Source organism: Bacillus sp. FSL K6-3154 (assembly GCF_040869395.1).
GTDB lineage: Bacteria > Bacillota > Bacilli > Bacillales > Bacillaceae > Bacillus > Bacillus safensis.
In genome coordinates this window covers 742,387-757,868 of sequence record NZ_CP152033.1, presented here as the reverse complement: position 1 = coordinate 757,868, position 15,482 = coordinate 742,387, and the positions used below count along the sequence as shown (strand labels likewise).

Genomic DNA, 15,482 nt, shown 5'->3' with positions numbered 1-15,482 from the left:
GAGGAAACAGTGTGAGAAATCAAGAGTTGATTCGCAAGGCCGAAATGACACTTGCCAGCTTAAAAACCGGCGGTCTCATGAACGCAACCCAATCCAACACATTCATTAGAATGATGCAAAATACACCAACCGTTTTAAATGATGCACGTATCATTCCAATGGAAAGTGATTCACAAAAAATCGAAAAAATCGGCTTTGGCCAGCGTATTTTGCGCCCAGCAGAAGAAGGCAAAGCACTTGATGCGAAAGACCGTGTTGTCCCAGCGACAAGCACTGTCCAGTTAAATGCGAAAGAGGTCATCGCAGAGATTCATATGACCTATGACAGCATTGAAAACAATATTGAGAAAGACGGAATTCAGCAGACGATTATGCAAATGCTCGCTGAACGAGCAGCCGTTGACATTGAAGAGCTCATCGTCAATGGCGATACGACTTCAGCAGATCCATTTTTAGCTCAAATGGATGGCGTGAGAAAACAAGCAGTCTCTCATATCGTAGATGCAAACGGAGCGGAAATCAGCCGCCAAATGTTTAAGCAAGCCTATAAAGCGATGCCGTCAAAATATTTACGTGTACCTCAGGATTTCCGTTTCTACACATCCCCAAGCTTAGAGGTTGAATGGAAGGATCAAGTAGCAAACCGCCAGACAGGCCTTGGAGATGCGGCCATTCAAGGCGGACTTTCTTCTGCATTTGGTGTGCCGGTCAAAGGTCTTGCCAATATGCAGCCATATGACGAAGCGGGAACAGACGTATCAGATATTTTGCTGACACACCCTAAAAATATTATCGTAGGTTTCTCTCGTCATATTCGAATTGAAGTAGAAAAAGATATTCGCAGCCGTAAATTTATTATTGTCCTCACAGCGAAGCTAGACAGCAAATTTGAGGAAGAGGATGCTGTAGCAAAAGTGATGAAAGTGAAAGAGTAGGTGACGGCAGGCCATGATCATTTCTGCTGAAGAACTGCAAGCCTATTCTGTCTTTGATCGTGTGAAAAATCGATCTGTGGAAAGACTGACAGCAGATATTATCGAAGCAGAAGCTGCGGTATTTCAGATCGTAGGTCACGATTTCTCAAGCGAAAAATATCAGCCCCTCCCTGAAAAAGCAAGAATCGCATTATTAAAAATGGCCCAATATTTTGCCATGCTGAATGATGATGAATCTATGATGAAAGGCTTTACGTCAGAGAAAATGGGCGATTATTCATATGCGAAGGCAGCTGATCAAGTCAAAGGCAGACCCTATGTATATGCCCTGCTTGTAGATTACATTGAACCAACATTGACCGGCGGCAGTGCCAAGTTAAAGGTGAGGTCATTATGAGCTATCAATCTCTATTAACAGACCGCTGTGATCTTTTTCACCTTGAACAGCAGGAGTCCGCCCGCGGGAAATTTGGAATTCCAGCTGATGATTTACAAATAACACTTTCCTATCCCGATGCTCCCAGCCTGACTGATCTAGCTTGTTATGTCATAGAAAAGAACCAGTCACTTGTGCAAGAAGAGCCGAATACAGTCATTTATCAATCCTATCTTGTTCATTTTCCTTTAGGAAGTGATATTCGCTTGCATGACAAAATGGTGTGGAATGGCGTGTCACTCAAATTACAGCAGCCTAAAAAAGTGAAAAATCATCACATCGAAGTGATAGCAGTCAGGAAGGAAAATCTATGAAAATTGATGGACTTGACCGGCTGCTCTCACAGCTGCAGACAGCGGGTGATGGCGGCTTAAAGGCAGAATATCAAGATTGGCTGGAGGACATGGGCCTGCAGTTTTTAGACATCATTCAGGATGAATTAATCAAGGAGAATGCTGTCGATACAGGCCGGCTTCTTAGTTCCTTTACACAAGGCGATAAGGAGAATCATTTTCTCATTTCAAAAGGCGGTCTCACACTTGAAGTGGGAACGCAGCTTGAATATGCCTCCTATGTCAATGACGGACATGCCACTTCTTCAAGTGGAGAGCGAAGATGGTTGCCTGGCAGATGGACTGGCAGCCGCTTTGAATATGATCCGAATGCAAGTACCGGAATGATGCTTGCCTCTCAATGGATTGATGGCAATGGCTACTGGGATCATGCTGTCATGCTCTATGAGCAAATGTTTGAACAGTCGCTGGATCGAAAGCTGCAAAGCTGGTTCGATCGACATTTTGGGAGGTGATGGAATGAATCAAGAAGTCGGGGCAATCATGCATTATATCTACACACACTTTCCTGTGACAATGTATGATCGTCTTTTGCCAGAACGCTTTCAAGTGCCATCCGTTTATGTGCCGCCTGTAACAGTGATCAGTGGTCCAGATACGGTCTCTACCTTTATGAAATCTTATTCGCTGCAAGTGAAAGTCTTTCATATTGATACAGAAAAAGCACATGATGCGGCAGAAACAATTGTTGATGCATTGCTTGCTGATCGTCAAATCATTCAGATGATGAGTGAAGACGGAGAGATGCTTGATGATTATGTCCGCATAAAAAGAGTGGAAACAAGAATGATAGATCAAGGCGTAGCAGCGATTGTCCTGACGTGGGATAGCAGCTATTGGTATAACCGCGACAAAGAGGCAAGCCTTGAAGACATCAACTTTTCAGATGGGGTGATCAAACGTGAGCAAGACTAAACATGCTCAGCCTGCTCAAACAGCCGGCGAAGAAAAAGAATTTGGCTTTTCATTTGAAGCCTTGAAGGAGCACAGTAAGGATCTTTTTGGGGTCAAACCAGAAATCCTTGAAGGGGCTCTTTTTTATATCAAACATCAACCAATTACAAAAACAGAAGCGAAAAAGCACATTGATGCTTTTTTGTCCAAGGAGGTTTAAAGGATGAACGGAGGCACTTTTACACCAGGTACAGAGAAAAAGCGTCCTGGCATTTACTTTAATTTTAAAACAACAGCAGAGCAGCGAATTACTTTAGGCGATCGAGGTACGGTGGCACTTCCCCTTGTGATGAGCTGGGGAGAACCAAAAACCTTTATTTCCGTTTCAAATATGGAAGATTTAAATAAAAAGGTTGGACTCAACATTGATGATAAGTCACTTCTTCTTTTCCGTGAAGCAAAGAAAAAAGCGCAAACGGTCTTGCTTTACCGTCTCAATGAAGGAGAGCCGGCCAAAGCCGAAATTGCTGAAAATTTTGTCGTCACAGCAAATTATGGCGGCCAAAAAGGAAATGAGATCACAGTACAAGTCGCCGAAAATGTACTTGATAGCAAAAAACGCGATGTGATCACTTATCTTGGAACGGATATTGTGGATAAGCAAATCGTCACTGATGTCAAAGATCTTGTGAAAAACAAATACGTTCAATTTTCTGGTGAAGGTGAAGCTGTCATCACAGCTGGTGTGGCACTAAGCGGCGGGAAAAACGGGGTGGCAAGTGTCGCAGATTATACAGCTTTCCTAGAAGCAGCAGAAACAGAATACTTTGATGTCATTGCCCTTCCAGTCGATAATAGTGAGCAATTAAAAGCAACCTTCGCTTCATTTATCGAACGTTTACGTGATAAGCAAGGACGTAAGGTGCAAGGAGTTGTGGCGAATTATGCAGCGGACCAAGAAGGAATCATCAATGTGACAAGCGGCGTTGTCCTCGAAGATGGAACAGAACTAACACCTGCCCAAACAACAGCATGGGTCGCAGGTGCAAGTGCCGGAGCAAATTTCAATCAGTCATTGACCTTTGTTGAATACGAAGGAGCGGTCGATACATTAGAACGCCTTGACAATGATCAAGTCGAATACCGATTATCTCAAGGGGAGTTCCTTTTCACCTTTGATGCGCGAGATCGTACCGTGAGTGTTGAAAAAGATATTAACTCCTTGACAAGCTTCACAGCTGAAAAGAACCAGCAAATGGCGAAAAACAAAATCATTCGTGTGCTTGATGCGATCAACAATGATTTAACATTCGAATTAAAAAATCTGATTAAATTACGTAAAGCCAATGGCAATGACATTCCAGCATCAGATGATGGTGTGCAGCTTGTGAAAACACTGATTACCCAGTATCTCACACAGCTTCAAGATGGCAGCGGTATTACAGGCTTTAATTCAGAAACAGATATCGTGATCGGTCTCAATGAAGATCGTGATGGATTTATCATCGATTTAGCGGTTCAGCCAGTAGATGCAGCAGAAAAATTCTATTTCAATGTGGAGGTGAAGTAAGATGGCTTTTAAAGCGCAAAATACAATTTCAGGTAAAGAAGGTCGTCTTTTCTTAGAAGGTGAGGAACTTGCATTTATCAAAACCTTCGAAGCAAACGTGGAGAAAAACAAATCAGAAGTCAACGTCATGGGCCGCCGAATGACTGGCCATAAAACAACGGGAGCAAATGGAACAGGAACGGCAACATTCTATAAAGTTACGTCCCGTTTCGTTCAATTAATGCTCAATTATGTGAAAAAAGGAGAAGATCCATATTTCACTCTTCAAGCGGTAATTGACGATAAATCATCAGGCCGTGGCACTGAGCGTGTGACATTATTTGATGTCAACTTTGATTCTGCTAAAATCGCTGGATTGGATGTTGATTCAGAGGCACTTGAAGAAGAAGTTCCTTTCACATTCGAGGACTTTGACCTGCCTGAAAAACTGAAGAATACATTCTAAGAAAAGTGGAGGAAATTAGCTAATTAATTAGCTAAATAACAGCTGAATATGCTATAATGCAGTTGTAATACAACCGTCTTGATGCCGTCTTCATTTCGTCTGGTAACGTCTTGTATTCGATTCATTAAAATATGTTTACTTGCAAAGCAATTTGCATAAAATAAAAAGAAGCCAGGATGCTCTAACATCCAGGCAATGTACAATGAGGCCCTTCAAGGGGCTGGCTTATCGAATAGGTTCTTTAGGTAGACTTCCCTTTAACCTTCCACAGCTCAAGGGGGAGTCTATTTTTTGTCTATATACGTCAACAAAGTAAAGATAAACATCCCGAATAAAAGCATAAGGGAAATCGCTTCAAATGTTGACATATGCATCACCCCCTTCCTATCGGGGATGAGCCAGACGCCCTTGAGCAAGCCGTTCAATTGTACAATTTAAATTATACATGAAAAGATTGGAAAGCACATTCAAAAATGGATGTGCTTTTTTGCATTCAAAAAAACATAACAAAGGGAGTTTTTAAACATGAGTGAAAAACAAACATTTGATCTTTCATTTTTTATGCCAGGACAAACAGTAGAAGCGGAAGAAGTCAAAGTACCGATTTCTAAGCGTTTTGTTGATAAAAAAGGAAATGTCATTCCTTTTGTCTTTAAAGCTATTACAACTGAACGTATTGATGAATTGGAAAAAGAAAACACAACCTTCAAAAATGTCAAAGGCAGAGGACGTGTGAAAGACTTAGACAGCCAGCGCTTCTACGCACGTATTGCGATTGAATCGACGATTTATCCAGATTTCCGCTCAAAGGAATTAAGAGAAGCCTACAGCACACAAGATCCAGTTGAAGTAGCAAAACGTGTCCTGTCAGTCGGCGGTGAATATGCGAACTGGTTAAACAAAGCGATCGAAATCAACGGATTCGAAGATGAAATTGAAGATTTAGAAGAAGCAGCAAAAAACTAATAAAAGATGGGGATAAAGAAGCGGTGTTTTTATATTACGCGATGCACGAGCTTCACTACTCCCCATCTGAACTCCTTGAATTATACGAATCACCAAGACCGTTCAAAGCATTCCTTTTCGGACTCATCAGCTACAAGCTAGACATGCTAGAAAAAGAAGCAAAGAAAGGAGGTAAATAATTGGCGAAACTTACAGCACGATTTGAATTAGAAGACCGGGTGTCGAAGAAGTTATTACGCATTCAAAAACGATTTCAAACGTTTGAGAAGCAGCTCAAACCATTTAGAAAACCAGTGAAAATAAGTCTGGAAATGGATGAAAAGAAATTAAGAAACCTCACTTTATCGCTGCGGAAAGTTTCAGTATTTTCTATGAGACTGGATCAAGGAATCTATCGGGATCTAAAAGCATTGAACAATCAGTTAAATATGATTCCAAATCATCTGGTCATATCCTTTCAAGCGAAGGGGCTGAATGTCATTAAATCCAACATAGATCGTTTGAAACAAATGGGGACAAGTCCCATTATGCTGACGTTTAAACTAAACGATCAATTGTCAGCGAAAATGTCATCGATCAAAAAATCAATCCTTCAGCTCATCAACAGAACGTACTATATGAGATTAAACATGGTTGACCAAGCCACCGCTGCAATTCAACGAATCAAAAAGACACTCAAAAGCTTGACGATGTCCAAACACGAAATCAGAGTGTCTGTTCAAGACAATGCAAAAAGTAAGTTGAAAAAACGAGATCAGGCAGAGTCTGTTGTGAAAGAAAATAAAGTAAAAAAGCAACCTAATGCAACAGTTGCTACAAAAACGAATGAAAACAAACAGAGCTGGTTGGGTAATTTGGGAAATAAGGCCCTAAAAGAAATTGAAAAATATGCAGGTGACGTTTCAGATAAATTGAAGGAAAAATTGAGTCCTAGAAACTTTTGGGATAATAATGCATTCCCTTGGATTGAAACGAAAATCGACGCATACAAACAAGAAGTAATCGGACGAATTAGTGAGAAGATTAAAATCAATCCTGAGGAGTATTTAGATAAATGGTTTAACAAAGGCTTAGATTTGATCCTTGGCCCGAAAAATCCATCAAGCGAGAACAACAGTAACTCTTCAGCTCAAAGTCAAACGACTGAAGCATCAACAAATCCAACTCCTAATACGCAGCCAAATAAACAAAAAGGAAAAGGTTTGTTTCGTAATAGCTGTTGCCCTTGTTGTGCTCGAGGGTTAAGCAGGCGTGGTTCTAATAGAACTAGAAATAGAAATGGCCGTACTCAAAGGCAGCCCGCAAATCCTACCGCCATTTCTAGAGCTGAAAGAAATAGAAGACCTTCAGGTAGACTAGGAAAACTGAAAACAAATGCAGGTAAGATTTTTGAAAAAATCCCTAGTGGATTGAAGAAAACTACAGGCATAGTAGCCTCAGTTGCGGGACTTGCTGGACTGATGAAAGGTAGCGGCGGGTTAAGTAGTTTAGGCGATTCATTAAAAAATATAGGTAGAGGAAGTAGTAAGTTATTAAAAAGAGTGCCTGTATTGGGGAACTTATTAAGTGCAACAGATTTAATAGGAACAACCAAAGAAAACGTTGGGGAAAAAGTAGGTGGTTTCTCTGGAGGTCTTGCAGGAGGAGTTAGTGGAGCTGCAATTGGTCAGGCTCTAATTCCAATACCATTTGTAGGAGCTGCAATTGGTGGTATTGCTGGAAGCATGGCTGGCACTTATGGTGGATCAAAATTAGGGGAGATATTTGATACTTCAAAACTTAAAGAGAATATTTCAAACACTTTATTTAATGGCGAATGGTGGAGTGAAAAGTGGGGGAGTGTTAAAACTTCTGCAGAAACGTCTTTAGGAAACTTAAGTGAGAAATGGGAAGATATAAAAACAACAGCATCGAATACACTGTTCAATTCAGAATGGTGGGCAGAACAAGCTGGATACGTTACAGGAGTTTTAGAATCTACTGTCTTTAATGGCGAATGGTGGAGTGAAAAATGGGATGCTATCAAGGACTGGACTCAAGAAAAGTGGGATAGTGCAGTCGAAATATGGGATTCTATTAAGGGGAAACTTAGTGAGACCGTTTTCAACGGAGATTGGTGGGGAGAGAAGTGGGATAATGTAAAGGAATGGACCAAAGAAAAATGGGATGGTGCAGTCGAAATATGGGATTCTATTAAGGGGAAACTTAGTGAGACTGTTTTTAACGGAGATTGGTGGGGAGAGAAGTGGGATAATGTAAAAAAATGGACCAGAGAAAAATGGGATGGCGCAGTCGACATATGGAATTCAATTAAAGGGAAAATTCGTGAAACGGTCTTTAACAAAGATTGGTGGGGGGAAAAGTGGGATAACGTAAAAAGTTGGTCAAAAAGTAAATGGGAACAATCAAAAACAATTTGGTCAACTGCAAAAACAACTATTTCTTCAACTCTATTTAATAAAGACTGGTGGTCAAGAAAGTGGAGTAATGTTCAATCTTGGGGTAAAAATATTTTAGGAGATTCATGGGATTTAATCAAAAGTGAAGGCGCAAAATTCGTTGGTAGGCATATTGTGAAATTTGAAAAAGGTCGAGAAAACGGGAAAAAGGATTTTAAACCTGGTAAAAAAGCCACAGGCGGTTATATCACCCAGCCAACCTTATCATGGGTCGGTGAAGCTGGTAACGAATTTGTTATTCCAACTCAAAATAACCGAGGACGCGGAAAAATGCTGCTGGCACAGGCCGCTTCTCAACTTGGAATGTCTGTTGTACCAAGCGGAGCAGGAAATTCAGTGTCAAGCTCTCCAGCTCCTACAGCAGTAGCTTCATCATCTTCTGTCGGTTCAATAGACGGATCGCTCTCGATGACTGGGGACATTCAAGCCTCTAGCATTGGCGAGCAATTTAATAACGATTTTGAACAAGGATTAAATCGTAAAGTCATCTCTCTTGATCAATGGAAACAAAAGAATATTCAGCAGCCTTTTGGTCAATTGACATCAGACTCAGGAAAGTATGGTCAGCAAACGGTTTCTGCCTTTGCAAATGGTCAGCAGATGACACCAACTGGAACAGATAGCTTTTTACAAAGTCGTGTAAAAGCACCTTACCAACAAGTGATGACAGCATCACCCACTTGGGGTTCTGGAACGGTTAGTGGTTTTGCAGCAGGCCAAAATGCCACATCAATTGGCACGAGCCAATACGTAGATCAAAACATCAAACAACCATTCCTGCAAGCGAAACAAGAATCACCAGGCTGGGGTTCAGGAATGATTGACGCCTTTAACAGCGGCATGCGTTCCAAAGGAAGCGAAGTCACGCAAGCGGCCAAAGAAATGGCGAAGAAAGTAGAACAGGCGTTTAGAGAGGAATTAGACATTCATTCCCCTTCACGCGTCATGATGAGTCTTGGGAAATTTGCGTCAATCGGTGTTGTCAAAGGGCTTGACTCAGTTGATGTGAAAAAATTTGCTGAAAATCAGGCTGGTTCATTAATCGGTGCCTTCAGCGGTATGGGAGCTTCAGGGCTTAATATTAAACAATGGCTCATGGCGGCTATCATGGCAACTGGTACATCAATGAGTTGGCTTCCAGGTCTGATGACCATCGCGCAGCATGAGTCACGTGGAAATCCGAGAGCGATCAACTTATGGGATTCCAACGCCAAAAAGGGAACCCCTTCTAAAGGCTTAATGCAAACCATAGGAACGACGTTTAACGCCAATAAAGGCAAGGGCATGAATGACATTTGGAACCCAATTCATAATGCCGTAGCAGCCATTAACTACATTAAGGGAAGATATGGAACAGTCTTCAATACGCCGGGATTACGAAGTATGAGAAGAGGCGGACCTTATAAAGGCTACGCAAATGGCGGATTGATTACTCAAGAGCAGGTTGCAAGAGTCGGTGAAGGAAATAAACGCGAATGGATTATTCCTGAAGAAAGAGGCATTCGCGGAAGGTATTTATTGACGCAGGCAGCCAAGGCACTTGGGATGCAAGTATATGATCCATCAAATGCATCTGCTCCTTTACCAGAAGCACAGATGCAGCAAGTTACCTCAGCTCAGTCTACTGGCAGTACAACATCGCCAGGTAATAAACAAATCACGATTCAATTCAATGGAGATCAGCATTTCCATAATGGACAAGATCAGCAATCGCTAGTCGAAAAAATTAAACAAATGCTTGTAGATGAACTAGAAGTAGAGATTCATACAGGAACGAAGGGGGTCGTAATTGATGGGTAAATCAGTGTATCAATTGTGGATTTCCCAAGGAAAGGACAAGTTGCGATTCCCTGTCCTTCCATCCGAACTCGAAATCACAAATAACGTACAAAATGAAACGGTAAAGGTCGCCTCTTTTGGAGAACTGACCTTTATTGACGTACCATCGGCGAAACAAGTATCATTCACCTCATTATTTCCTAAGAAATATTCGCCGATTGCTGAATATAAAAGCATTCCATCACCAGAGAATGCGATCGCGAAAATTGAACGAATGATGCGTTCAAAGAAATCTGTGCGGTTGATTGTAACTGGGACAAAAATCAATATGACGTGCAGCATTGAAAGCTTTACCCACAAGGAAGGGTCATATGATATTGGCGATCGTGAATTTACAATCGAGTTAAAGGAATATAAAACCGCATCGCCTAGGAAAATTAAACGAAAGAAAAAAGCAAAACAAACGAAAAAGAAGCGGCCTTCAAAAACACCACCAAAAATGTACACCGTCAAAAAAGGGGATACGCTATGGGCCATTTCAGGCCGATTTTATGGTGACAGTACAAAATGGCGGCGTATTTGGAATGCCAATAAAGCAGCGATGATTAAACGAAGTAAACGCAATATTAAGCAGCCAGGGCATTGGATTTTTCCTGGACAAAAATTAAAAATACCACAATAAGGGGGGCTGGCATTGATTGAGCTTTTTGCCATCAGAAGCGGCACCATGTATGAGCTTGTCACAGAGAGTGTGACACTTCAGGGGCAAAGGTATCAAGCCCCTCGCTCTATTCAGGCAAATATTATCACAAAGCAAGGCAGTCAAACATATTACCGTGTCTCGGAAGGGGACACGGTTCTTTTTAAATGGAAAGGAAAAGAGCTGTTTAGAGGCATCGTTTTTTCCCGGACGCCGGTTGAAGGAAAGCTGACCTTTACCGCATACGATATGCTTCAATATTTGGTGAAAAACCAAGATGTCTATGTTTTTTCAAATCAAAGAGCAGATCAAATCTTAAGGCGGATTGGAGCTGACTTTCAAATTCCAATGACCTCCATCTCCAATACAGGACATGTCATAAAATCACTAGTGTTTAAAAATGATACAAGCTTGTATGACATGATATTGAAAGCATTGAAAGAAACGAAGCGGCAAACAGGAAGAAACTATCAAATCTATTCTGCTAAAGGCAAGATGGGGCTGAGAGCCTGGCCTGATCCAGAGGACGTCTGGGTCATTGAATCAGGCGTCAATCTCATCAGCTATCAATACAGCACCTCGATCGAAGAGACAGCCACTCGTGTCAAGATGCGTACGTCTGCTGATGAACAGGGGAAGAATAAGAAAAAAGGCAGTAAATCCGAGATTGTGGTGATTGAACAGGATAAAGCCAGTCAGAATAAATACGGTATTTTACAGCATGTTGAGACAGTCACTGGGCAAATCAACCAGCCGCAATTGCAAAAAAGAGCCAAAGTACGGCTGGCAGAGAAAAAAGGCGTCAAACAAGAAGTCAAAAGTATACAAGCCCTAGGAATTCCTGAGCTGCAAAGCGGTCTCCCGATCTATTTGAAAATTCCTGAAATCAACGTAAAAAAAACTTACTGGATCGATCAAGACAAACATGAATTCAGTGGGGTGAAACACACCATGACCATTGATGTTGTTGAGAAAAATTCCATGTCAAAGGGTGATCAAGCGTGAGATTAAGTGAAGCGATTAAACGATTAGCAGTGAATGCAGTAGACGCAGAATCGCCAATTGATCTTGTTATCGGAGAAGTCACGGCAGTTTCCCCTCTGAGCATCCGATTAAATGAAAATCATAAGCTGATCATTCCAGAAGAATTACTGATTTGGCCGAAGCGCTTAAATAAGGGTGAGGATGATGAGCTGAAAAGGGGAGACAGTATTATGGTGCTTGCAATGGCAGGAGGCCAGTCCTTTTACATCATCGACAAATTGTAAGGGAGGTGATGAACGTGGCACTTTCACCAGAGGAAGAAATCGAGGAAATAGAAGAAGATGAAGAGGTCGAAACCTCAACGACGTATCGAATAGATTTTGAAACTGGCAGACTGACAGGCGAAACCATTTCAGGTATTGAGGCAATCCGGCAATTTATTTATATGACGCTTAGGACAGAGAGGTATGCACATCCTATCTACAGCCACGACATTGGCACTGAAATTCAGGAGCTGTTGACGGATACAGAAGCTACAGATGAATACAAAGAAATGGAGATTCCAAGGCTGCTAGAGGAAGCGCTGCTCGTTGACGAACGGATTGATCATATTGAAGAGTTAGAGGTCACAAAACAAAATGACTCGTTTCATGTCAAACTAGCGATTGTCACAGATGAGGGCACATTAGAAATAGAGGAGGTGATGGAGGGCGATGTTTGAGGAACAGACGTACGAAGCATTAATGGAAAGAATGCTGGACAGACTGCCAGATGATATAGATAAAAGAGAAAACAGCGTCATTTGGAATGCCTTGGCACCTGCTGCCGCTGAACTGGCCCAGTCCTATATTTGGCTTGACCAAGTGTTTGAGCTGGTCTTTGCAGACACAGCACAAGGAGAGTTTCTAGATCGGCGGGCTGCTGAAGTAGGGATCGAAAGAAAACCAGCCACTAAAGCGGTTTGGTCAGCGGTCATTCAGCCAGACAATATCAACATACCAGCTGGCTCACGTTTTTTTATTGAAGACGTTTATTTCCAGTATTCGAAGGATGGTACGCTAGAATGCGAGACAACTGGTAAAGCTGGCAATGTTCAACTAACAGATCAGCCGCTGCTGTCACTTGATACAATTCCAGGACTTGAATCGATTAAGATGAAAGAACTGGTGATACCAGGTCAAGAGGAGGAAGATGACGCTTCTTTATATGATCGATATTTAATACGTGCGAGGCGGGAGGCTGTCAGTGCCAACAGGGCGCATTATAAAAAATGGGCTGAGGAAGTGCCCGGTGTTGGCAGAGCGAAAGTGTTCCCGCTTTGGAACGGAGAAGGGACAGTCAAAATTGTCATCACAGATGGCAATCTAGATGTTGCATCAGACCTTCTTGTCAAAAGGGTACAGGAATATATCGATCCAGTGCCAGGTGAAGGAGAAGGACAAGCGCCTATAGGCTCGAAAGCAACCGTTGAAAGCGCCAAATGGCTGGATATCGACATAGAAGTGGCTGTCGAACTTCAAATGGACTGGACCCTTGAAGGAGCTCAGAAAGAAATAGAAGAAAAGGTCAAGACGCTGTTGAAATCAATCGCATTTGAAAAGAGTACCATTCGAATGTCCGCCTTAAATGATATTCTGTACCATTCAGAAAGTGTGTCAGATTATGCAGATGTGTTATTGAATGGAGAGTCGAAAAACTTAGTATTACAGGACATTGAGATTCCGCGTCTTAGGCAGGTGAAGGTTATTGAGCAAACAGGATGAAATGAAAAACTACCTGCCGCCATATTTTACAGAGATTTATGAAGTTGATCACCTGCTCAAGACAGAGGCACCGGAATTTGAGGGATTGGACGAATCTATTTTCGACTTAACGGATCAGTTCTTTCCTCTAACAGCGACATGGGGATTGAATAGATGGGAAAGAATGCTGAAGGTGCAGCGGGAATCAGATGATTCAATTGAACTGCGCAGGGCACGCTTACTCAATATGATGTCAAATATTCCCCCAATCACGTACCTTTCATTAGAGAAATCAGTCAATCGCTTTCTCAAGAATCCAAGTGCTGTCATCCGTCTCACAACCAATCGTTATCATTTCGCCTTACGTGTGAACCTAGATGATCTGCAAAACACGAGATATATTGTAGAAATACTTGAAACGTTAAAACCTGCACACTTGGCTTATACGTTCACGGCTTTGCATCATACCGACATACATGAAAAAAATGATCATCACGGGAGGCTCACACTGCGCAGCAGAGTGGGTTTTTTCGATCATATCCCCATTTTACTCAATGGTGAATTTGTCTTAAATGGTACGTTTTATCTCAGCGGAACAAGGGGGACAACGGATGTGCCTGCTCGTTTTCAGCACTCATTAAACATGAGAATGCCGCTTCAACATCAGTCAGACACAGCATATCGCATGAACTATGTCATGAATGGAGCGGTACATGAAACGAAGCAAGGAGCGGCATTGACTTTACGCACAAAAAATCATCTCCAGCATCAAACCAAGAAGAAGATGACGTTCCGTCTGCCAGTACATGTCCAAACTGAGCAGGATGGAAGCTTACTGATCAAGGATCATTACTGGATTCTCGATGGATCTGTTCCACTGGACGGATCAAAAATGCTAGCAGCAACTTCTAAAAAAATAGATTTATAAGGAGGATCACAATGGCTGATCAATTAACCGTAACAACACTGTATGCACGTCAACAAATGGCAAAGGCAAGAGCCGAAGGAACAAAACTCACAAAAGTCGTCAAAATGGCCTTTGGAAATGGGGGAACGAAGGATGGAAAACCGATCTCTCTAGACGGCACTGAACAAAAACTCAAAAAAGAACTAGTTCAAAAAAATATTGATTCGTTTACTTTCATGGAACCAGCAAAAATCCGCTACACCTGCACGATCGCCGAGGGAGAACTGGCAGGAGAAGTGATCAACGAACTAGCACTTGTCGACGAAGACGGTAAATTCACCGCCATCCGCACCATGACAGACAAACAAAAAGATGGCGACATCGAATTTGTTTTTGAGATTGATGATATTTATTAATGGAGGAGAAATGAAGTGGACATAAAATCACCTTTACCGTTTGAAACCTCTGACAAAGCACATGCCAATTTGTTTAACCGGATGGTCGACACACTTGTGGAAAATGACAATGCGCTTAGTAAACAAATAGCAGGGATCACAAATGAAAGCTTATTCAAACTAACAGGGGATCAAGCCATTCAAGATGCAACAGTCAGCGGCGAGGAATATCCAATAGGTATTACATTCATGGATATTGGTCAAGCCAATGATACGGGATACCCTACAAGATTCGGCTTTGTGAAAAATGAAAAATATAGTAACTTTCGATTTGTTCAATATTATTATGGGACTGGAAACGAAGCAGGCAGCTATTTTGATAGCACAGGTACGTGGTGCCGTCATTGGTGGACTGGATCGGGTTGGACCGACTGGCATAAGCTCTCAGGTTTTCTTCATACGAACATTGGTACAACTGGGAAGCAGTTGCTTAATAATGCTGAGCGACAAAAAATCCTTTTTAATCGAAAAATCAAAGATAGTCACAATAATTTTGATATAAAAAATAGTCGTTTTATTTGTCCGGAAAACGGAATGTACCTAGTAAACGCTGGAGTCTATATTGAGACGGTTCAAATGTATGCAAATTTTGAGCTGTCTATCTTTTTAAATGGTAAAAATTATAAAAATATATCTCATTATAGACATCTCCCTGCTACACCCTCTGAAACGGCAAAACTTGATATAGGTTTATATGGGGCTGCGAATGTTCCAGCAAATAAAGGAGATTACGTTGAAATTTACATGTATATAGGCTATGCGGGAAATTCTGATCGTTATATATCTGATAATTCAGGCTGGTACAACTATTTCGATATTACGGAATTAGGCGGCCGCAATTTCCCGAGAGTATAGGA

General features: G+C 41.7%; 20 protein-coding genes. 19 read left to right on the top strand and 1 reads right to left on the bottom strand.

Annotation, left to right across the window (positions count from 1 at the left end; all coding sequences use genetic code 11):
* The first annotated feature begins 11 nt into the window (after nt 1-11).
* Genes MHH61_RS04180 through MHH61_RS04145 form a run of 8 tightly spaced genes read left to right on the top strand, consistent with a single transcriptional unit; the run spans nt 12 to nt 4,633 of the window.
* Complete coding sequence (locus MHH61_RS04180; protein ID WP_024423262.1) at nt 12-935, top strand: phage major capsid protein; 924 nt, start codon at nt 12-14, stop codon at nt 933-935.
* A 13-nt stretch (nt 936-948) separates the two neighbouring features.
* Nucleotides 949-1,332, top strand: coding sequence for a DUF3199 family protein (locus MHH61_RS04175; protein WP_024423261.1), 384 nt, complete (start codon nt 949-951; stop codon nt 1,330-1,332).
* The gene (locus MHH61_RS04170) at nt 1,329-1,685 is read left to right on the top strand and encodes a YqbH/XkdH family protein (protein ID WP_024425903.1); all 357 of its coding nucleotides are present in this window, start codon (nt 1,329-1,331) and stop codon (nt 1,683-1,685) included. Before MHH61_RS04175 ends, MHH61_RS04170 begins: the two co-directional genes overlap by 4 nt.
* Complete coding sequence (locus MHH61_RS04165; RefSeq protein WP_125586211.1) at nt 1,682-2,179, top strand: HK97 gp10 family phage protein; 498 nt, start codon at nt 1,682-1,684, stop codon at nt 2,177-2,179. The genes MHH61_RS04170 and MHH61_RS04165 overlap by 4 nt, the downstream gene beginning before the upstream one ends.
* A 4-nt stretch (nt 2,180-2,183) precedes the next feature.
* Nucleotides 2,184-2,639 carry a phage portal protein gene (locus MHH61_RS04160; protein WP_125586213.1) on the top strand — a complete coding sequence of 152 codons (456 nt, stop codon included), beginning with the start codon at nt 2,184-2,186 and terminating at the stop codon, nt 2,637-2,639.
* On the top strand, nt 2,626-2,838 hold the full coding sequence (locus MHH61_RS04155; RefSeq protein WP_034282476.1) for a hypothetical protein: 213 nt from the start codon (nt 2,626-2,628) through the stop codon (nt 2,836-2,838). The genes MHH61_RS04160 and MHH61_RS04155 overlap by 14 nt, the downstream gene beginning before the upstream one ends.
* A gap of 3 nt (nt 2,839-2,841) precedes the next feature.
* Nucleotides 2,842-4,188 carry a phage tail sheath family protein gene (locus MHH61_RS04150; protein ID WP_034624547.1) on the top strand — a complete coding sequence of 449 codons (1,347 nt, stop codon included), beginning with the start codon at nt 2,842-2,844 and terminating at the stop codon, nt 4,186-4,188.
* Between the two features lies 1 nt (nt 4,189).
* Entirely contained in the window at nt 4,190-4,633 is a 444-nt protein-coding gene (locus MHH61_RS04145; protein WP_024423257.1) for a phage tail tube protein, read from the top strand.
* A gap of 284 nt (nt 4,634-4,917) precedes the next feature.
* Here MHH61_RS04145 and MHH61_RS04140 read toward each other — a convergent pair whose 3' ends face one another.
* Nucleotides 4,918-4,974, bottom strand: coding sequence for a putative holin-like toxin (locus MHH61_RS04140; protein WP_350223447.1), 57 nt, complete (start codon nt 4,972-4,974; stop codon nt 4,918-4,920).
* 184 nt (nt 4,975-5,158) lie between these two features.
* Here MHH61_RS04140 and MHH61_RS04135 point away from each other — a divergent pair, with 184 nt between their 5' ends.
* From MHH61_RS04135 to MHH61_RS04085, 11 genes are read left to right on the top strand one after another with little or no spacing between them, the layout of a single operon-like run.
* Nucleotides 5,159-5,599: a phage portal protein gene (locus MHH61_RS04135; protein WP_012011040.1), complete on the top strand. Its 441-nt coding sequence runs from the start codon at nt 5,159-5,161 to the stop codon at nt 5,597-5,599.
* 41 nt (nt 5,600-5,640) lie between these two features.
* Nucleotides 5,641-5,778: a hypothetical protein gene (locus tag MHH61_RS04130; protein ID WP_095357030.1), complete on the top strand. Its 138-nt coding sequence runs from the start codon at nt 5,641-5,643 to the stop codon at nt 5,776-5,778.
* The gene (locus MHH61_RS04125; protein WP_164512157.1) at nt 5,779-9,858 is read left to right on the top strand and encodes a transglycosylase SLT domain-containing protein; all 4,080 of its coding nucleotides are present in this window, start codon (nt 5,779-5,781) and stop codon (nt 9,856-9,858) included.
* Complete coding sequence (locus MHH61_RS04120) at nt 9,851-10,519, top strand: LysM peptidoglycan-binding domain-containing protein (protein ID WP_024425897.1); 669 nt, start codon at nt 9,851-9,853, stop codon at nt 10,517-10,519. The genes MHH61_RS04125 and MHH61_RS04120 overlap by 8 nt, the downstream gene beginning before the upstream one ends.
* Before the next feature lie 12 nt (nt 10,520-10,531).
* Nucleotides 10,532-11,542, top strand: a complete 1,011-nt coding sequence (locus MHH61_RS04115) for a phage portal protein (protein WP_125586215.1) — start codon at nt 10,532-10,534, stop codon at nt 11,540-11,542.
* Nucleotides 11,539-11,805 carry a DUF2577 family protein gene (locus MHH61_RS04110; RefSeq protein ID WP_024423253.1) on the top strand — a complete coding sequence of 89 codons (267 nt, stop codon included), beginning with the start codon at nt 11,539-11,541 and terminating at the stop codon, nt 11,803-11,805. The genes MHH61_RS04115 and MHH61_RS04110 overlap by 4 nt, the downstream gene beginning before the upstream one ends.
* Nucleotides 11,806-11,819: 14 nt before the next feature.
* Nucleotides 11,820-12,242 carry a DUF2634 domain-containing protein gene (locus MHH61_RS04105; RefSeq protein WP_024423252.1) on the top strand — a complete coding sequence of 141 codons (423 nt, stop codon included), beginning with the start codon at nt 11,820-11,822 and terminating at the stop codon, nt 12,240-12,242.
* Complete coding sequence (locus MHH61_RS04100) at nt 12,235-13,284, top strand: baseplate J/gp47 family protein (protein WP_125586217.1); 1,050 nt, start codon at nt 12,235-12,237, stop codon at nt 13,282-13,284. Before MHH61_RS04105 ends, MHH61_RS04100 begins: the two co-directional genes overlap by 8 nt.
* A complete protein-coding gene (locus tag MHH61_RS04095) occupies nt 13,268-14,191 on the top strand; it encodes a YmfQ family protein (RefSeq protein WP_125586219.1) in 924 nt (307 codons plus the stop codon). Before MHH61_RS04100 ends, MHH61_RS04095 begins: the two co-directional genes overlap by 17 nt.
* 11 nt (nt 14,192-14,202) lie before the next feature.
* Nucleotides 14,203-14,586 carry a phage tail protein gene (locus MHH61_RS04090; protein ID WP_024423249.1) on the top strand — a complete coding sequence of 128 codons (384 nt, stop codon included), beginning with the start codon at nt 14,203-14,205 and terminating at the stop codon, nt 14,584-14,586.
* A gap of 15 nt (nt 14,587-14,601) precedes the next feature.
* Nucleotides 14,602-15,480 carry a hypothetical protein gene (locus tag MHH61_RS04085; protein WP_125586220.1) on the top strand — a complete coding sequence of 293 codons (879 nt, stop codon included), beginning with the start codon at nt 14,602-14,604 and terminating at the stop codon, nt 15,478-15,480.
* The last annotated feature ends 2 nt before the right edge of the window (nt 15,481-15,482 follow it).

Excerpts from the sequence above, each read along its gene's own strand:
- MHH61_RS04175 (WP_024423261.1), top strand. The coding sequence starts at position 949 with ATGATCATTTCTGCTGAAGAACTGCAAGCCTATTCTGTCTTTGATCGT.
- MHH61_RS04170 (WP_024425903.1), top strand. The coding sequence starts at position 1,329 with ATGAGCTATCAATCTCTATTAACAGACCGCTGTGATCTTTTTCACCTT.
- MHH61_RS04165 (WP_125586211.1), top strand. The coding sequence starts at position 1,682 with ATGAAAATTGATGGACTTGACCGGCTGCTCTCACAGCTGCAGACAGCG.
- MHH61_RS04160 (WP_125586213.1), top strand. The coding sequence starts at position 2,184 with ATGAATCAAGAAGTCGGGGCAATCATGCATTATATCTACACACACTTT.
- MHH61_RS04150 (WP_034624547.1), top strand. The coding sequence starts at position 2,842 with ATGAACGGAGGCACTTTTACACCAGGTACAGAGAAAAAGCGTCCTGGC.
- MHH61_RS04145 (WP_024423257.1), top strand. The coding sequence starts at position 4,190 with ATGGCTTTTAAAGCGCAAAATACAATTTCAGGTAAAGAAGGTCGTCTT.
- MHH61_RS04135 (WP_012011040.1), top strand. The coding sequence starts at position 5,159 with ATGAGTGAAAAACAAACATTTGATCTTTCATTTTTTATGCCAGGACAA.
- MHH61_RS04130 (WP_095357030.1), top strand. The coding sequence starts at position 5,641 with ATGCACGAGCTTCACTACTCCCCATCTGAACTCCTTGAATTATACGAA.
- MHH61_RS04120 (WP_024425897.1), top strand. The coding sequence starts at position 9,851 with ATGGGTAAATCAGTGTATCAATTGTGGATTTCCCAAGGAAAGGACAAG.
- MHH61_RS04100 (WP_125586217.1), top strand. The coding sequence starts at position 12,235 with ATGTTTGAGGAACAGACGTACGAAGCATTAATGGAAAGAATGCTGGAC.
- MHH61_RS04090 (WP_024423249.1), top strand. The coding sequence starts at position 14,203 with ATGGCTGATCAATTAACCGTAACAACACTGTATGCACGTCAACAAATG.